This window comes from Corallococcus sp. CA047B (assembly GCF_003612065.1).
GTDB lineage: Bacteria > Myxococcota > Myxococcia > Myxococcales > Myxococcaceae > Corallococcus > Corallococcus praedator.
Map to the genome: position 1 here is coordinate 1 of NZ_RAWD01000219.1, position 16,538 is coordinate 16,538.

The window sequence follows — 16,538 nt, forward strand, 5'->3', positions numbered from 1 at the left end:
CCCCCTTGTTCCGGACGGGAGGAAAAATGGAGTGCGGGCGTGGCCCCCACCGCCGCGCGGGCCGCACCCCGCGTGTTATGGGAAGCCCCATGAGCGTCGAAGCCACGCCGTCTCGCGCCAGGAAGCCCGTCGAGTACGAGGCCACCGTCACCGCCGTGCGCATGGAGACGCACGACACGGCGACCCTGCTGCTCGACCTGGGCTCGGGGCCGCTCGACTACAAGGCGGGCCAGTTCCTCAACATCGACCCGCACCAGTTCCCGGCGATTGCCCACCAGTGCGCGTACCTCCAGGAGCAGAAGGGGCGCAAGGAGCCGGCGCGCTCGTACTCGCTCGCCTCCGCGCCGCATGAGCCCCACGTGGCCATCACGGTGAAGGACGAGGAGTTCATCTCCGGCGTCACCCGCTACCCGCCCCTCCTGTCGCCGCTGCTCGTGCACGGCCGCCTCACCGGCGCGCGCATCAAGGTCACGGGCTTCATGGGCCCCTATGTCCTGCCGGACGACGTGACGCAGAAGACGGACCACGTGCTGCACCTGGTCGCGGGCTCCGGCGCGGTGCCCAACTTCGCCATGGTGAAGGACGCGCTGCACCGGGGGCTGAAGCTGCGCCACACCTTCCTCGCGTCCAACAAGACCTGGGGCGACATCCTCTACCGCGAGGAGCTGGCCGCCCTGGAGCGCGCCGCCCCCGACCGCGTGCGCGTGGTGCACACCCTCACCCGCGAGACGGACGAAACGAAGTACGGCCCCCAGGTGCGCAAGGGCCGCGTCAACGAAGCGCTGCTGCACGAGCTCTTGCCAGACCGCGACACCTGCCTCGTCTACGTGTGCGGCCCCGCCATCACCCCGTGGGATCGACGCAAGGCGTTGGAGACGCGCACCCCCGCGACGCCGCGCTTCATGGAGGCCGTCCTGGGCCACCTGCACGCGCTGGACATCCCCGACAAGCGCATCAAGCGCGAGGCGTACGGGTGACGCTCCGCGTCAGCACCACCCCGGAAATGCCCGCCTAACCAATATCTCGTGAATATCTCCGGGGGACGGCGTCCTGGGAGTAGCCGGCTCGGCAGGAGCGCGGCCCCAGGAGCACACCCCCATGAAGAAGGCGAAGGCCCAGCCCTTGAAGCTGGCGCTGGTCGTGATGACGTGTACCGCCGCGACGAACGCGGCCGCGGTGAACGTGGACCGTGGCGGTCACCCCCAGGGAGGACCGGCGTCGCTGGCCCCCGCGACGCTCAAGCCGCGCGGCTCGCACGCGTCGCTCAAGCGCACGGTGCGCGCGGCGGACCTCCAGGCCGCGTTCCGCAACCGCATCGAGGTGAAGTTCCGCGAGGGCAGCGGCGTGCGCTCGCGCGGCGGGGAGCTGGCGCTGGAGGCCACCCAGGCCCGTGGCGCGGCGGCCATCGCGGAGCTGGACCGGGTGCGCGCCACGCTGCGCGGCGCCCGTCGCTACGCGGCGATGAAGATGCACCCCTTCACCGAGGACACCGCTGAATTGCTCAGGGCCCAGGGCGAGCGCGGCTCGGGTTCGGAGCTGCCGGATCCGAACCTCTGGTTCTACGTGTACGTGGACGCGGGTTCGGACCAGGAGGTCGCGGACGTCGTCAACGCGCTCAACGCGCTGGACGTGGTGGAGGTGGCCTATCCGTCGCCCCTGCCCGTGCGCTCCGCGGACATGGACGAGCGGAGCGCGGAGTCCTTCGAGGCCTACTGGCGCGAGCACGCGCGGATGGACTGGCCCACGCCGGAGCACCTGCTGTCCTGGGAGCGCGGTGAGAGCGCCCGGACGCTGCTGAACCAGGCCCCGCCCCCGCCTACGGCGGTGGCCGCGCCCACGCCCGCGCTCGGCCCCTCCGGCATGCTGGCCGTCAGCTACGTGGCGGACCAGGACTACGGCGAGGCGGCGCCCATCGGCATCGACACGGACTGGCTGCGGGGCAACTTCTACAACGCCTACGGCAACGGCTGGGGCTACACCGACGCCGAGTACTCGTGGAACTACTGGCACCAGGACCTGACCCAGTTGACGGGCGCGGTGCTCGTCAACGGCCAGCCCCACGCCAGCGCGGCGGTGCTGGGCAACCGCAACCACGGCACGTCCGTGATTGGCGTGCTCAGCAGTGACACCAACGCCTTCGGCACCACGGGCCTGGTGAACGGCGCCCAGGTGCGCCTGTCCACCGAGTGGCCCACCACCGGCTACAACCGCGCCTCCGCCATCTACGCGGCGGCCAACCAGTTCTGGGCGGGCGCCGTCATCCTGCTGGAGATGCAGGGGGCCTCCACCTTCGACTGCAACGGCGACGGCGTCGTCAACGCGGACTATGTCCCCGCCGAGTACGTCCCAGCCGTGCGCGACGCCGTGAAGCTGGCCACCGCCAATGGCCGCATCGTCGTGGCGGCCGGCGGCAACGGAAACTGCAACCTGGACCTCGCGGGCTTCGGGGGCTACTTCAGCACCACCGACGCGACGAAGGACTCGGGCGCCATCATCGTGGGCGCGGGTGAGAAGCTCACGCGCAACAAGGCGTCCTTCTCCACCTACGGCAACCGCGTGGACACGCAGGCGGAAGGCGACTTCAAGATCGTCACCACCGGCTACGGCGACAAGTACTCCGCCGAAGGCGAGAACCTCTTCTACACGTCCACCTTCTCCGGCACGTCCGGCGCGTCGCCCATCGTCACCAGCGCCACGGTGGCGCTGTCCGGGGCGATGTACCTGCGCTACGGCGGCTACTACCACCCGAAGGAGATGCGCGACCTCTTGCGCCGCGACGGCACGCCCCAGGCGACCGGCGGGAAGATTGGACCGCGCCCGGACCTGCGCAAGCAGATCTCCCACATGCAGAACCGCTACCCGGCCATGCACTCCTCGGACTTCGACGGTGACGGCCGCAGCGACTACGCGGTGTGGCGGCCGAGCACCGGCGTGTGGAACATCCGCTATTCCTCCACCGGCCTGACGCAGTCCATCCAGTGGGGCCAGCAGGATGACGTCCCGGTGCCCGCGGACGTGACGGGGGACGCGCGCGCGGAGCTCGTCGTGTGGCGTCCGAGCACCGGCATGTGGCTGGTGCGCAAGTGGGACGGCACCACGCAGGCCACCCAGTGGGGCGTGCTGGGCGACATCCCGGTGCCCCTGGACTTCACGGGCGACAAGAAGGCGGAGTTCGTCGTCTACCGCCCCCCGTACGTCGGCGGCACCGCGGAGGGCCAGTGGATCATCCGCTACGCCAACGGCACGTACGCCGTCTACAACTGGGGCGCGGTGGGTGACGTGCCCATCGCGCGCGACTTCGACGGCGACGGCTACGAGGACCTCACGGTGTACCGGCCGAACACCGGCCAGTGGATCATCCGCTTCTTCAGCGGCAGCTCCGTCGTCCACACGCTGGGCAGTTGGAGCGACGTGCCGGTGCCCTACAAGGCGTCCAACCAGTGGAACCTGGCGGTGTGGAACCCCACCACCGGCATCTTCACCACGAAGAACATCCACGGCGGCGGAACGGCCACCGCGCAGTGGGGCCTGCCCGGTGACATCCCGCGCTTTGGCGACACCAACCTGGACGGCACCGACGAGTACATCGTCTGGAGGCCCGCCGTGGGCACCTGGTACAACGCCCAGTTCGGCGGCGTGCAGTGGGGCCTGCCCGGCGACATCGCCCTGTCGCGGTAGTCCTCACGCGAAGCAGCAGCAACACGGCGGGCGGCCCCTTCTTCACGAAGGGCCGCCCGTTGTTCATTTCTCCGGAGGCAGGTGCTCCAGGAACGCGAGCACGCGCTCGGCCGTCTCACGCGGCTGCTCCAGCGGGAACAGGTGGGACGCGAGCGGCAGCACGTCACACTTCGCCAGGGGCAGCTCCCGCTCCACCCGGGCCAGCGCCGCGGGCAGCAGCGTGTCCGACTTCTCCCCGCGCAGCACCAGCGTCGGCGCGGCGTTGGCGCGGATGAGCTTCCAGGGGTCCGCGGGGAAGGTCTCGAAGATGCGGGCCTCCCACTCGCGCGGGATCCGCAGCTTGAAGTCGCCCTCCGGCGTCGGCACCAGCCCGTGGGTGATGTAGTCGTTGAAGCAGTCCGCGTCCCAGTCTCGGAACAGCTTGCGCTCCCGGTACGCGTCGGCGGCCTCCTGGCGCGTCGGCCACCGGTCCCGCCTGCGCAGCGCGCCCTGCACGATGGCGGTGCGGTCCATGCGGCCCAGCAGCTTCAACAGGCGCACCGCCCACGCGCGCGTGCCGGTGATGAGCACCGGATCCAACGCCACCACCGCGCGGAACAGGCCGGGGTTCGCGGCGGACGCCATCAGCGTGCTCGCCCCGCCCACGCTGTGGCCCACGCCCAGCACGCCCGAGCGGCCCCGCGCCTTGAGCTCGCGCGCCAGGTCGTCGCCCAGCTCGCTCCAGTTGGTGAGCCGCTTCGGATCCTCGTCCGGATTCAAGGGGCGCGTGCGCAGCGACACCACGTGGTAGCGCGTCGCCAGCCGAGCGAAGAGCTTGCGGTACGTCTCCGGGGGAAAACCGTTCGCACAGGCGAAGTGCAGGAGCGGTCCCGTGCCGCCCCAGTCATCCAGCTCCAAGGCCATGCCCCTTCCCGACAGAAGCTCCCGCCTCAAGTACGGCGGGGAAGCCTCACGCCTGACTTTCGCCCGACTCCGGCCCTGGCTCCACGACGGGTTCCACTTCTGGACCTTCCGACGACTCCACCGGCACCGCCCCCGTCGTCGCGGGGGTGATGCCCAACAGGCGCGTCAGCCGGGGCTGGACGCCCGTCTCCGCGAGCAGCGCCTGGAGCTGGAGCTTCGCGCGCCGGTTGTCCCGGTGCACGCGCCGCCCGAGGATCAGCTCGTTCTTCAGCGAGTGCTCCCACCCGGTCAGCTCCGTCACCGTCACCTGGTAGCCGAACGACTCCAGCGTCAGCGCGCGGATGACGTTGGTCAGGTGCGAGCCGAACTCGCGCCGGTGCATGGGGTGCTGGAAGAGCAGGGAGATGGAGCCGGCGGGCTTCGCGCGCTTCTCCTTCAGCTGCGCGGCCACCTCCGCCTGACAGCACGGCACCACCGCCACGTGGTCCGCGCCGTGCTTGATGGCGGCCACCAGCGCGTCGTCCGTGGCGGTGTCGCAGGCGTGCAGCGCCATCAGCACGTGGATGCGCTCGGGGTACTGGGCCGCGTCGATGTGCGCCGTCTGGAAGCGCATCCGGTCGAAGTGCAGCCGCTCCGCGCGGCCCTTCGCCCGTTCGGTCAGCTCCGGGCGGCCTTCGATGGACAACAGCTCCCCGGCCTGCGCGTCCTTGAGGAACAGCTCGTAGACGACGAAGCCCAGGTAGGCGTTGCCGCTGCCGGCGTCCACCACGACGGGGTTCGGGTGGCGGGCCTGCACGTCGTCCATCGCGGGGCGCAACAGGCCCACCAGGTGGTTGACCTGCTTGAGCTTGCGCAGCGCGTCCGCGTTGAGGTGCCCCTCGCGCGTGAGCAGGTGCAGCTCCCGCAGGAGGGCCTGGGACTGGTCCGGAAGCAGCTCCTTGCGGACCTGCGGCGCCTTGACGTTGCGTCTCAGACGGACACCACTTCCATCACTTCGGGGATGGCCTCACGCAGGCGGCCCTCGATGCCCATCTTCAGCGTCGCCGTGGACGACGGGCAGCCCGCGCACGAACCCTTCATGTGCAGGTAGACGATGCCTTCCTCGAAGCGATCCAACGTGATGTCGCCGCCGTCCTGGGCCACCGCCGGGCGGATCTCCTCGTCCAGGATGGTCTGGATGCGCTGCTCCACGGAGCCGTCCTGCGACGACGTCTGGCGCGACGCCGCGAGCGCGGCCTCGTCCACCACGGGCAGGCCTTCGGTGAGGTGCGTGTCCAGCGTGGACATCACGGAGTCGTTGAGTTCGTCCCACTCACCGGAGTCGCCCTTCGTCACGGTGACGAAGTTGGTGCCGAGCATCACCGCGGTGACGCCCTGGATGTCCATCAGCCGCAGGGCCAGGGGCGACTTCGCCTCCGCGTCACCCCGGTTGGTGAAGTTCACGGCGCCACCGCCCAGCAGCTTGCGGTCCACCACGTACTTCAACGTGCTGGGGTTGGGGGTCCACTCGAGCTGGATGTTCACGGACATTCTGTTCTCCCGACGAAAGTCTGCTTCCTCTAAGGCGCGCCGGGCCCCATAGCAACCTGTCCGGCTGTCAGGCAAACGCGCCGCGTGGTCCATTCACTCCGGATGCGGCCTGGAGCTTCTTTCCGATGTAAGACACCGGGTCCCCACTTTTCGGGTCCCGTCCTTCCCTTCCCTGCCCTGCTGGCGAGGTTCCCCCCATGTCCGCCTTCCCGCCGCGCCTTGCCCACCTCGCCACCCGGGCCGTGGTGGTGGCCAAGCTGGGCCCCACCTACGCCGAGGCCCACCGCCTGGACGCCGAGGAATCCGCCCAGCGCCTCTCCACCGCGCTCTCCGGACGCCTGCTGACGGCCCTGCTGGAGGCCACGTGGACCCAGATGCTCGGCAAGACAAAACGTCTCACCGAGGACGGCCTGCTGGAGAAGGTGGCCGCCACCCTGGGCGACCGACCCCAGCGTCCGGGCAAGGTCGCGCCGACGACGCCCGGCTGGAGCGCCTTCCTGGTGATGGTGGACCTGGAGGCGGGCACGGCCAGCGACGCGGCGCGCCGGGTGATGGAATCCGACGAGGGACGCAAGCGCGCGGCCGCCGGGCTCGCGGAGGTCGCGGGCTTCCTCGCCACGGAGCTGACGCGCGGCAAATAGGCCCTGCCAGGCGGGCGTGGCGGCAGGCGTCACCCGACGTTATAGGCTGGCGCTCGCGCTCCACCCATGTCCGCCCCGCTTCCCACCACGCTGCGCCTGCTCACGTCCATCACCGACGTCCCCCAGACGGCCTGGGACGCGCTGGTGGACGCAGGCTCCATGCCCTTCCTGGAGTGGGCCTTCCTGGCCGCCCTGGAGGAGAGCGGCACCGTGGTGCCCGAGCGCGGCTGGCACCCCCGCCACCTCACCCTCTGGAGGGGCTCCCGGCTGGTGGCCGCCGCGCCCGCGTACCTGAAGGACGACAGCCACGGCGAGTTCGTCTTCGACGCCGCCTGGGCCACCGCCGCCGAGCGCGCCGGCCTGCGCTACTACCCCAAGCTGGTGCTCGCCGTGCCCTTCACCCCCGCCACCGGCCGCCGCGTGCTGGTGGCCCCCGGCGAGGACCGGCCCACGCGCGAGGCGGAGCTGTACAGCGCCGCCCTGGAGTACGCCCGCGCGGAGGGGCTCTCCAGCGTCCACGTCCTCTTCCCCACCCCGGAGGAGCTGCCCGTCCTGGAGGCCCAGGGCTACGCGGTGCGCCTGGGTGTGCAGTACCAGTGGACCAATACGGGCTACCGGACGTTCGACGACTTCCTTGGCCGCTTCCACTCCAAGCGGCGGCACCAGCTCAAGCGTGAGCTCGCCGCGCCCGAGGCCCAGGGCATCACCTTCCGCACCCTGAGGGGCGAGGCCCTGGAGGAGCTGGACCCGGCGAGCGCCTACCGGCTCTACGTCACCACGGTGGATCGCTACCCCTGGGGTGTGCGCTCGCTGACCCCGGACTTCTTCGCCCGGCTGCTCGGGCGCTTCCGGCACCGGTGTGAGTTCGTGGAGGCCCGGCGGGAAGGCCGGAGGGTGGCGGGCGCGTTCAATTTCGTCGGGCCGCGCACGCTGTTCGGCCGTTATTGGGGAGCGCTCGAGGAGCACCCGTTCCTGCACTTCAATGTCTGCCTCTACCAACCGGTGGCGGCGTGCATCGCGCGGGGGCTGGAGCGCTTCGAGCCAGGGGCCGGGGGAGAGCACAAGCTCACCCGGGGATTCGAGCCGCACCTCACGTACAGTGCGCATCTCTTCCTTCACCCCGGGATGGACCGGGCGGTGCGCGGCTTCCTGGCGCACGAGCGGGCGGCCGTGGAGAGCGGCCTGCCACTCTGGTGGGCGGAGACGGGTTTCAAGGAGCGGGTCTGAAGTTCTGGAGGCCCGCCGTGGTTCGCGAAGGCAAGGCAAGGGAGTCCGCAAGCCCATGGCGCAGAAGCACCAACATGATGACGGCCAGGTCGTCACGGAGGCCGTCCCCAAGCAGAAGCTGAAGAGGCCGACGCTCTACAAGGTCCTCCTGCACAACGACAACTACACCACGCGGGAGTTCGTGGTGGCCGTGCTCAAGGAGATCTTCCACAAGTCGGAGACGGATGCCGTGCAGATCATGATGCACGTTCATTACAACGGCATCGGAGTGGCGGGCGTTTATACCTACGACGTCGCCGAGACGAAGCTCAAGACAGTGGAGGCCGCGGCGCGGGACAACGGGTTCCCCCTGCGGCTGTCCATGGAACCCGAGGAAGGCTGAAACCGTGGCAGGACCATCGATTGCCAAAGAGTTGCAGGCCAGCTTCCGCACCGCGCTCGACGAGGCGCGGAAGATGCGCCACGAGTACCTGACGCTGGAGCACCTGCTCCTGGCCCTCACCCGTGACTCGCGCACCCGCGAGGTGCTCAAGTCCTGCGGCGCGAACGTCAAGCGCCTGCAGGAGAACCTGACCTCCTTCCTGGAGGAGACGGTCGAACGGCTGCCCGACGACGTGGACGCCGAGCCGCAGCAGACCATCGGCGTGGAGCGCGTGCTCCACCGCGCCGCCATGCACGCCCTGTCCGCCGAACAGAAGTACATCGACGGGGGCGACGTGCTGGTCGCCATGTTCCGCGAGGAGGAGAGCCAGGCGCTCTTCCTGCTCCAGCAGGAGGGCGTCACCCGCCTGGACCTGCTCAACTTCATCTCCCACGGCATCAGCAAGGACGGCGAGTCCGAAGGCGCGACGGACAGCAAGGGCGCGCCCGCCGGGGATGACGACGACGGCGAGTCCTCGCGCAAGAGCCCGCTGGAAGCGTACGCCGTGCAGCTCAACGCGGAGGCGAAGGCGGGCCGTATCGACCCGCTCATCGGCCGCGACAAGGAGCTGGAGCGCACCATCCAGGTGCTCTGCCGCCGCCGCAAGAACAACCCGCTCTACGTGGGTGAGGCCGGCGTGGGCAAGACGGCCATCGCGGAGGGCCTGGCGCTCCACATCACCGAAGGCCGCGTGCCGGCCGCGTTGAAGGACGCGGTCGTCTACTCGCTGGACATGGGCGCGCTGCTGGCGGGCACCAAGTTCCGCGGCCAGTTCGAGGAGCGCCTCAAGGGCGTGCTCAAGGCGTTGCAGGAGCTGCCGGACGCCATCCTCTTCATCGACGAGATCCACACCATCGTCGGTGCCGGGGCCACGAGCGGCGGGTCCATGGACGCGTCCAACCTGCTCAAGCCCGCGCTGGCGTCGGGCCGGTTGCGCTGCATCGGGTCCACGACGTTCCAGGAGTTCAAGGCGTCCTTCGAGCGCGACCGCGCGCTGTCCCGCCGCTTCCAGAAGATCGAAGTGGACGAGCCCAGCGTGGAGGACACCATCAAGGTCCTGGAGGGCCTGAGAAGCCGCTACGAGGAGCACCACCACGTGAAGTACGGCGAGGGTGCGCTCCAGGCGGCGGCGGAGCTGGCGGCCAAGCACATCAACGACCGGTTCCTGCCGGACAAGGCCATCGACGTCATCGACGAGTCGGGCGCGGCCGAGCGGCTGAAGCCGGACGGGGTGCGCACGGGCGTCGTCAGCGCGCACGACGTGGAGCAGGTCGTCTCCAAGATGGCGAAGATTCCGGCCAAGAGCGTGTCCGCCAGCGAGGGCGTGCAGATCCAGAACCTCGACAAGGAGCTCAAGGGCGTCATCTTCGGCCAGGACAAGGCCATTGAAGAGATGGTCAGCGCCATCAAGCTGTCGCGCTCCGGCCTGCGTGCGCCGGAGAAGCCCATTGGCAGCTTCCTCTTCTCCGGCCCCACGGGCGTGGGCAAGACGGAGCTGGCCAAGCAGCTGGCGCAGAGCCTGGGCGTGGAGTTCCTGCGCTTCGACATGAGCGAGTACTCGGAGAAGCACACGGTGAGCCGGCTCATCGGCGCGCCCCCGGGCTACGTGGGCTTCGACCAGGGCGGTCTGCTCACGGACGCCGTGCGCAAGCACCCGTACGCGGTGCTGGTGCTGGATGAAATCGAGAAGGCCCACCCGGACCTCTTCAACATCCTGCTCCAGGTGATGGACCACGCGACGCTCACCGACAACAACGGTCGCAAGGCGGACTTCCGCAACATCATCCTCATCCTGACCACGAACGCGGGCGCGCAGGAGATGAGCACCAAGGCCATGGGCTTCGGTGACACCAGCGTGGTGGTGGACGGCTCGCGGGCGAAGAAGGCCATCGAGCGCACCTTCACGCCGGAGTTCCGCAACCGGCTGGACGGCTGGATCCTGTTCTCCGGCCTGCCCCCGGAGGTCATCCTCAAGGTCGTGGACAAGGAAGTGCGCCTGCTCCAGAAGGTGCTCGACGAGAAGAAGGTCAAGCTGGAGCTCACGCCCGCCGCCCGCGCGTGGCTGGCGGAGCACGGCTACGACCCGGCCTTCGGCGCGCGCCCCATGGCGCGGCTGGTGGACAGCTCGCTCAAGAAGCAGCTCGCGGAGGCCCTGCTGTTCGGCGCCCTCAAGGGCGGCGGCGTCGCCCGCTTCGACGTGGTGGATGACGCGCTGAAGCTCGTCACCGAGTCCGCCGTGGCCGTCCCCGCTTGAGCGCGCGGACCGGCTGAAACACCGAGGCCCCGGGCTCCCCCTTGAAGGGAACTCGGGGCCTTCGTGTTTCCGGCGGTTGGCGTTTGCGACTACTCCTTCTTCGCTTCGACCTTGTACGCGCCCACGGCGTTGGAGAGCTGCTCGGAGATGATTTGAAGCGTGGTGGCCGCCTCACCGGTGGACCCGATGCGGGCCACGGTGTCGTCCATCATCCGGGACAGGTCGTTCACCGCGAGGGTGATCTGATTGATGCCCACGTTCTGCTGATTCACGGCGGCGGCGATCTGCCGGACGGCGGCGGCGTTGTCCTGGACGATGGAGGACAGCTCGCGCAGGTTCTGCCCGCTGGTGCGCACCTGCTCCAGGCCCGCCTCCATGCGCTCCGCGCCGCGCTCGGTGATGCGCACCGCGGCGGTGACGGAGTTGGCGATGTCGTCCAGCAGCTCCCGCACCCGCGTGGTGGCCTGGATGGACTGGTCCGCCAGCGCGCGGATTTCGCGGGCCACGACGCTGAAGCCCTTGCCGTGCTCGCCGGAGCGCACCGCCTCGATGGCCGCGTTGAGCGCGAGCATGTTGGACTGGTCCGCCAGGTCCTTCACCGTCTGGGTGATCCCGCCAATCTGACGGGTGCGCTCGCCCAGCTCCAGGATCTTCTCCGCGATCTCCCCCACCTGCGCGCGGATGTCGTTGAGGCCCGCCATCGTCTGCTCGATGGAGGCCTCGCCCGCCTTGGCCAGGGTGTCGGCGCGCTCGGCCACGCTGAGCACGCTCTCCGCCTTCTGCGCGGCCAGCGTGGAGGTCTGCTTGATCTCCTGCGCCGTCACCTGCGTCTCCTGCAGCGCGGCGGCCTGGCGCGAGATGGTCTGCGCCTGCTCCGTGGAGGAAGCGTTGAGGTGGTCGGTGGACTGGGTGAGCGCGGTGGCCGCGTGCTGGAGGTTGATGGTGACTTCGCGCAGCTTGCCCACCATCTGCGAGAAGGACCTGGACAGCCGTCCCACCTCGTCGTTGCCCCGCAGCGTGATGGGACGGGTGAGGTCACCGGACTCCACGATGTGGCCCGCCACGGACGTGAGCTCCGCCAGGGGCCGCACGATGCTCCGGCCGAACAGCGCCGCCACCACGATGCCGCACAGCTCCAGGAGCACCGCGAACAGCAGCATCCGCCAGCGCAGCACGGCCACCTTCGCGTCGATGTACTCGCGCGCCATGCCCACGTGCACGGTGCCCAGGCGGCCCTGCGCCACGGGCGCCGCCACGTCCACGCCCACCAGCGTCCTGCCGCCGCGCTCCAGGCGCACCTCGGGGACGACGCGCAGGCCGTCCTTGCCCACCGAGGCCGGGGCCTCGGTGGCGACCGTCAGCGCTTCCGGAAAGCCGCCCCGGAAGGTGTGCACCAGCACCTTGCCAGCCGCGTCCTGGATGAAGAGGTACGCCAGGTCGTCGCGCCCCATGAAGGGGTCCAACAGGGGCTGGAGCGACGGCATCCGCGCGGCCATCCCCTGCTCCGCGGCGATGGACAGGCCCAGCGCCACGGCCTGACCTTCAATGACGTGGCGCTCCTCCAGGTTGGATTCCAGCTGCTTCGTGGCGATGAAGGTGAGCAGCAGGGCCACGGTGGCGCTGATGACCGCCGTGACGAGCACGAACTTCGGCGCGAGCCCGAGCCCACGCAGGAGGGAGATGTTGGGCGGAGCGGTCGGCGTCACGGGAGCACTCCCTGGACAACGCGTTCAGACGGCCGGCCGCCAGGCGCCAGCCGCCAGGGACAACGCACGGGGGCGCGGTTTGTTGGCGACAGGCACGGAGGACTCATCGGAGGCCGCCATCCGGGGGACGGCCGGGCCGGAACGTCGGCCGCTGGCAGCTCTGGAGGATGAGGTCCGCCACCGCCGACAGGGGCACCCCGCCGTCGGTGGCCTTCAGCTCCAGCGCGGCGCGCGGCATGCCGTAGACGACGCTCGACGCCTCGTCCTGCGCGAAGGTGACGCCCCCGGCGGTGCGGATGGCCAGAAGGCCCCGCGCGCCGTCCTCGCCCATGCCGGTGAGGACCCCGCCGCCACAGCGCCGGCCATACGCCGCCGCCAGCGAGTGCAGGAGCACGTCCCCGTTGGGGCACGGCCCGCCCTGGGAGCGCTGCAGCCGGGCCAGCCCCGCGCTGTCCACCAGCAGGTCATGGCCATCCAGCGGGAAGTACACGCGGCCCGGCGCCAGCTGCTCGCCGTCGCGCGCCATGGTGACGTTGAGCGAGCACACCTGCGACAGCCAGCGCACCATGCCCTGCGTGAAGCCCACCGTGATGTGCTGGGCGATGAGCACCGGCACCGGCAGGTCCTTGGGCAGCTTGGAGAGCACCTCCGCCAGCGCGGGAGGACCGCCGGTGGAGGCGACCAGGCCGAAGACGTCCACCCGCGCCCCGGTGGGCATGGGCAGGGGCAGCGCGGCGCGCGGGCGGCGGGAGATGACGGGCACCTCCGCCATCAGGCACACCGAGTGGGCCAGCTCACGGCCCCACTTGCGCAGCTCGTCCGCGTTGGTGACGTTGGGCTTGCCGATGAGCTCCAGCGCCCCGGCGCTCATGGCCTGGAAGCCCAGGTCCACGCCCCGCTGCTCCGCCACGGCGCTCACGACCAGGATGCGCGCGGGCGCCTGGGACATGATGTGGCCGATGGCCGCCGGGCCGTCCAGGCCGGGCAACAGCAGGTCCATGGTGATGACGTCCGGACGCAGCAGGCGCGCGAGCTGCACGGCGCGGTTGCCATCCGCCGCCCGGCCCACGACCTCGATGCGAGGCTCCTCCGTGAGCAGGGCGGTGAGCGTGCTGGCCATGGTGGGCGAGTCGTCCACCACGAGCACGCGAATCTTCTTCGTGCTCAAGCGCGGCTCCCTCGGCGGCTCATCACGTCCAGCACTTCAGCGAGCAGGCGGCCCGCGGCGCATTCGCGCTTGCTCAAGAAGCCATCCGCGCCGGACTCCAGCCCCCGCTCGCGCGCGGACGGGCTGTCGTGCGCGGACACCAGGATGACCGGCAGCGTGCGCGTCTCCTTCTTCTCGCGCAGCCGCGCGATGAGCTCCGTGCCGTCCATCTCTTCCATGTCCAGGTCGCAGATGACGACGTCGTAGGTGTCCGCGGCCAGCCGCTCCAGCGCCCGGGGCCCGCTGGCCGCCAGGTGCACCTGGAAGCCGCCGGCCTCCAGGCTCGCCCGGTGCAGCGCTCGCGCGGTGAGCGAGTCGTCCACCACCAGCGCCCGCCGGCTGCCCGCCGACACCGTCACCTTCTCCGAATCCGACACCACCCAGTCCGGCCGGAGGATGAGCAGCAGCTCGCCGCGGCTGAGCGTCGCCGCGCCCTGCCAGGCCGCCACGTCGCGCACCTCCGAGGGCAGCGGGCGGATGACCAGGTCCCGGTCCCCCACCACCGCGTCCACCACCAGCGCCACGCGCTTGCCACCGCTCTGGACGATGAGCAGCGGCTGGCCCTCCGCGGGGGGCGCGGACGCGCGCAGGCCCAGCCGCGCGCCCAGGTCCACCACCGGCAGCAGCTGCCCCAGGTGCTCCAGGTGCGCCCGGCGCTTGCCCAGGCGCAGCGAATCCGCGCGCGCCAGCTGCGTGGACTCCACCGCCAACATGGGCAGGCCCACGAACTGCTCCAGCGCGCGCACCATCAGCACCGGCGAGCTGCCCAGGTCCACCGGCAGCGTCAGCACGAAGCGCGTGCCCTGCCCGCGCGTGCTGGCCACCTCGATGCGGCCCTGCAGCGACTCCACCGTGGCGCGCACCGCGTCCAGGCCCACGCCGCGCCCGGAGGTGTCCGTCACGTCCGCGCGGGTGCTGAAGCCCTCGCTGAAGATGAGGTCGCGCACCTGGTTGTCGTTGAAGCGCACGATTTCATCCGCCGTCACCAGCCCGCGCTTCTCCGCCACCCGGCGCACCGCCTGCAGGTCGATGCCGCGCCCGTCGTCGCTCGCCTCCAGGTAGAGCAGGTTGCCCTGCTGCTCCACGCGCAGCGTGAGCGCACCCTCGTGGTGCTTGCCGGCCTTCTCGCGCTCGGCGGGCATCTCCAGGCCGTGGTCCACGGCGTTGCGCAGCAGGTGCACGAGCGCGCCCTGGAGCTTCTCCAGGAGGCGCCGGTCCAACGACACCTCCGCGCCCACCACCGACAGCCGCGCCTCCTTGCCCAGCTGGCGCGACAGGTCGCGCACCATGCGCTGCAGGGGCTCCAGGATGGTGCGCGTGGGGCGCGTGGTGATGGCCTTGAGGCCGTCCTCCAGCGCGTCCACGATGTCGCTCGTCTCCTCGCCGTCGGTGCGCAGCGAACGGCCCGTGCCGGACAAGAGCGTGCGCGCCTCCGCCGTCTCCGCCAGCAGGCCCTGCTTCGCGAGCAGCGTGGACACCCGCTCCAGCTCCCGGCTGCGCTCCTCCACCCGCAGGCGCACTTCCCGCAGGCGCTCCACCTCGCGCATCAGGGACGTCACCTGCCGCGCGCTCACGCGCCAGCCCGCGTCCGTGGACTCGCCCTGATGGTCCGGCGTCGGCGGCCCGCCCGCGGAGCCCTGCGACGCGGTCTGCGCCCCGGTGTCCACGGACGTCTGGGGCACGGGCACCACCTGCGCGAAGGCCCCTCCCGGCAGCGCGGCGGCGGCCTCCGGCGGCGGCGCGGACGCGACCAGCTGGGCCAGCGCGGCGGCGGGGTCCGGCAGCAATTCTCCCCGGCCATCCGCGTGCGCCTGCGCGCGCAGCATGAACAGGTCCAACCCGTGCAGCAGGATGTCCACCACCGGGCGCGGCATCTTCTGCGTGGTGGCCTTCAGCGGCGCCAGCGCGTCTTCCAGCTTGTGGGCGATGTCGCCCAGGTCCTGGAGGCCCAGCGACGCGGCGCTGCCCTTCAGCGTGTGCAGGTGCCGGCCCAGCCGGACGTAGATCTTCGCGAGCGCGTCGTTCTCCAGGCCCTCGCGCTCCAGCTCCAGCAGGTCCATGGTGACCTTCTGGATGACCTCCTGGGCCTCGATGGCGAACCCGGCCACCAGGGGCTGCAGCATCGGATCAACGGCCATGGCGCACCCCCGCATCCGGCGCGGAGAAGAGGCGCTTCGGATCGATGAGGTGGATGAGCTGACGGTCGTGGGTGAAGACCTCCATCACCGGCCCCTCGGCCCGGACCCTCGCGGCCTCCACCGACGCGAGCGACAGCGTGGTGGGGCGCGGAATGGCCTCGCAGTCCAGCGCGCACAATTCGCCATCCCCTCGGTCCACCACCAGCAGCACGGCCGGGTCCTGCCGCCAGCCGTGGCCGCCCAGCAGCGACGCCAGGCTCAGCGCGGACAGCACCTGGCCCTGGAATCTCAGCACGCCGATGACGGCGGGCTCCGACAGCGGCACGGGCGTCACCATGCGCAGCGGCAGCGCGGCGCGCAGCGACTCCAGGGGCAGCGCGTAGCGCTCCTCGCCCAGGGGGAACTCGGCGATCCAGTGGACCGCCTCCTCCACGGACGACTCGCCCTGCTCGCGCAGGCGCGCGGCCCGGCGCGCGAGCAGATCGCGCGTCTCCTCCTCCAGGGCCTCGTCCACCATCCGCGGCGTCCCCTTCATTCCAGCGCCCCCAGATTCAGGTAGGCGTCAGCGGACGCCAGATAGAAGCGCGCAGGCAGCGCCTCCGGTCCATCCACCAGCTCGTCCGGCGGCAGTTGTCCCGCCCGCGAGCGCAGGGCGCGCATCAACGGGAAGGCCGCGTCCCGGGCCCCGGCGCGCTCGCGCAGCAGCGCCAGCTCCAGGAGGCCCGGCAGGTAGTCCGGCGCCTGCTTCACGAGCAGCTCCAGCACCGCGGTCGCTCCGGACACGTTGCCTTCTTCAATGCGCTCCAGGGCCTGCAGGTGCAGCCGCGCGGGAG

13 protein-coding genes and 1 pseudogene are annotated in these 16,538 nt (G+C 70.7%); 6 read left to right on the top strand and 8 right to left on the bottom strand.

Going from position 1 to position 16,538, the window contains the following annotated elements; translation table 11 throughout:
* The first annotated feature begins 89 nt into the window (after positions 1-89).
* On the top strand, positions 90-977 hold the full coding sequence (locus tag D7X74_RS28080; protein WP_199732846.1) for an oxidoreductase: 888 nt from the start codon (positions 90-92) through the stop codon (positions 975-977).
* A 121-nt stretch (positions 978-1,098) separates the two neighbouring features.
* Complete coding sequence (locus D7X74_RS28085; protein ID WP_120536080.1) at positions 1,099-3,678, top strand: S8 family serine peptidase; 2,580 nt, start codon at positions 1,099-1,101, stop codon at positions 3,676-3,678.
* A gap of 63 nt (positions 3,679-3,741) precedes the next feature.
* On the opposite strand, the gene D7X74_RS28090 is transcribed toward D7X74_RS28085, so the two are convergent.
* The 3 genes from D7X74_RS28090 to D7X74_RS28100 are packed head-to-tail and all read right to left on the bottom strand — an operon-like array spanning position 3,742 to position 6,111.
* Positions 3,742-4,581, bottom strand: coding sequence for an alpha/beta fold hydrolase (locus D7X74_RS28090; protein WP_120536081.1), 840 nt, complete (start codon positions 4,579-4,581; stop codon positions 3,742-3,744).
* Between the two features lie 46 nt (positions 4,582-4,627).
* Complete coding sequence (locus D7X74_RS28095) at positions 4,628-5,554, bottom strand: SAM-dependent methyltransferase (protein WP_370450812.1); 927 nt, start codon at positions 5,552-5,554, stop codon at positions 4,628-4,630.
* A complete protein-coding gene (locus D7X74_RS28100) occupies positions 5,551-6,111 on the bottom strand; it encodes a NifU family protein (RefSeq protein WP_120536083.1) in 561 nt (186 codons plus the stop codon). Before D7X74_RS28100 ends, D7X74_RS28095 begins: the two co-directional genes overlap by 4 nt.
* A gap of 197 nt (positions 6,112-6,308) precedes the next feature.
* Between D7X74_RS28100 and D7X74_RS28105 the strand changes: the two genes are divergently transcribed.
* The 4 genes from D7X74_RS28105 (at position 6,309) to clpA (ending at position 10,654) form a co-directional block, all read left to right on the top strand.
* On the top strand, positions 6,309-6,752 hold the full coding sequence (locus D7X74_RS28105) for a hypothetical protein (protein WP_120536084.1): 444 nt from the start codon (positions 6,309-6,311) through the stop codon (positions 6,750-6,752).
* Positions 6,753-6,818: 66 nt separating this feature from the next.
* Positions 6,819-7,979, top strand: coding sequence for a GNAT family N-acetyltransferase (locus D7X74_RS28110; RefSeq protein WP_120536085.1), 1,161 nt, complete (start codon positions 6,819-6,821; stop codon positions 7,977-7,979).
* A gap of 55 nt (positions 7,980-8,034) precedes the next feature.
* A complete protein-coding gene (locus tag D7X74_RS28115) occupies positions 8,035-8,361 on the top strand; it encodes an ATP-dependent Clp protease adaptor ClpS (RefSeq protein ID WP_014399347.1) in 327 nt (108 codons plus the stop codon).
* A 4-nt stretch (positions 8,362-8,365) separates the two neighbouring features.
* Complete coding sequence (gene clpA / locus D7X74_RS28120) at positions 8,366-10,654, top strand: ATP-dependent Clp protease ATP-binding subunit ClpA (protein ID WP_120536086.1); 2,289 nt, start codon at positions 8,366-8,368, stop codon at positions 10,652-10,654.
* An 89-nt stretch (positions 10,655-10,743) separates the two neighbouring features.
* Here clpA and D7X74_RS28125 read toward each other — a convergent pair whose 3' ends face one another.
* From D7X74_RS28125 to D7X74_RS28145, 5 genes and pseudogenes are all read right to left on the bottom strand, one after another.
* The gene (locus D7X74_RS28125) at positions 10,744-12,360 is read right to left on the bottom strand and encodes a methyl-accepting chemotaxis protein (protein ID WP_120536087.1); all 1,617 of its coding nucleotides are present in this window, start codon (positions 12,358-12,360) and stop codon (positions 10,744-10,746) included.
* 103 nt (positions 12,361-12,463) lie between these two features.
* Positions 12,464-13,528, bottom strand: coding sequence for a chemotaxis protein CheB (locus tag D7X74_RS28130; RefSeq protein WP_120536088.1), 1,065 nt, complete (start codon positions 13,526-13,528; stop codon positions 12,464-12,466).
* Positions 13,525-15,705 (bottom strand): hybrid sensor histidine kinase/response regulator, encoded by a 2,181-nt coding sequence (locus D7X74_RS28135; RefSeq protein WP_120536089.1) that lies wholly within the window; start codon positions 15,703-15,705, stop codon positions 13,525-13,527. Before D7X74_RS28135 ends, D7X74_RS28130 begins: the two co-directional genes overlap by 4 nt.
* Entirely contained in the window at positions 15,695-16,240 is a 546-nt protein-coding gene (locus D7X74_RS28140) for a chemotaxis protein CheW (RefSeq protein WP_120536090.1), read from the bottom strand. The genes D7X74_RS28135 and D7X74_RS28140 overlap by 11 nt, the downstream gene beginning before the upstream one ends.
* Positions 16,237-16,538, bottom strand: a pseudogene (locus tag D7X74_RS28145) (SAM-dependent methyltransferase); the annotation flags it as partial. The gene D7X74_RS28140 and the pseudogene D7X74_RS28145, both read right to left, overlap by 4 nt.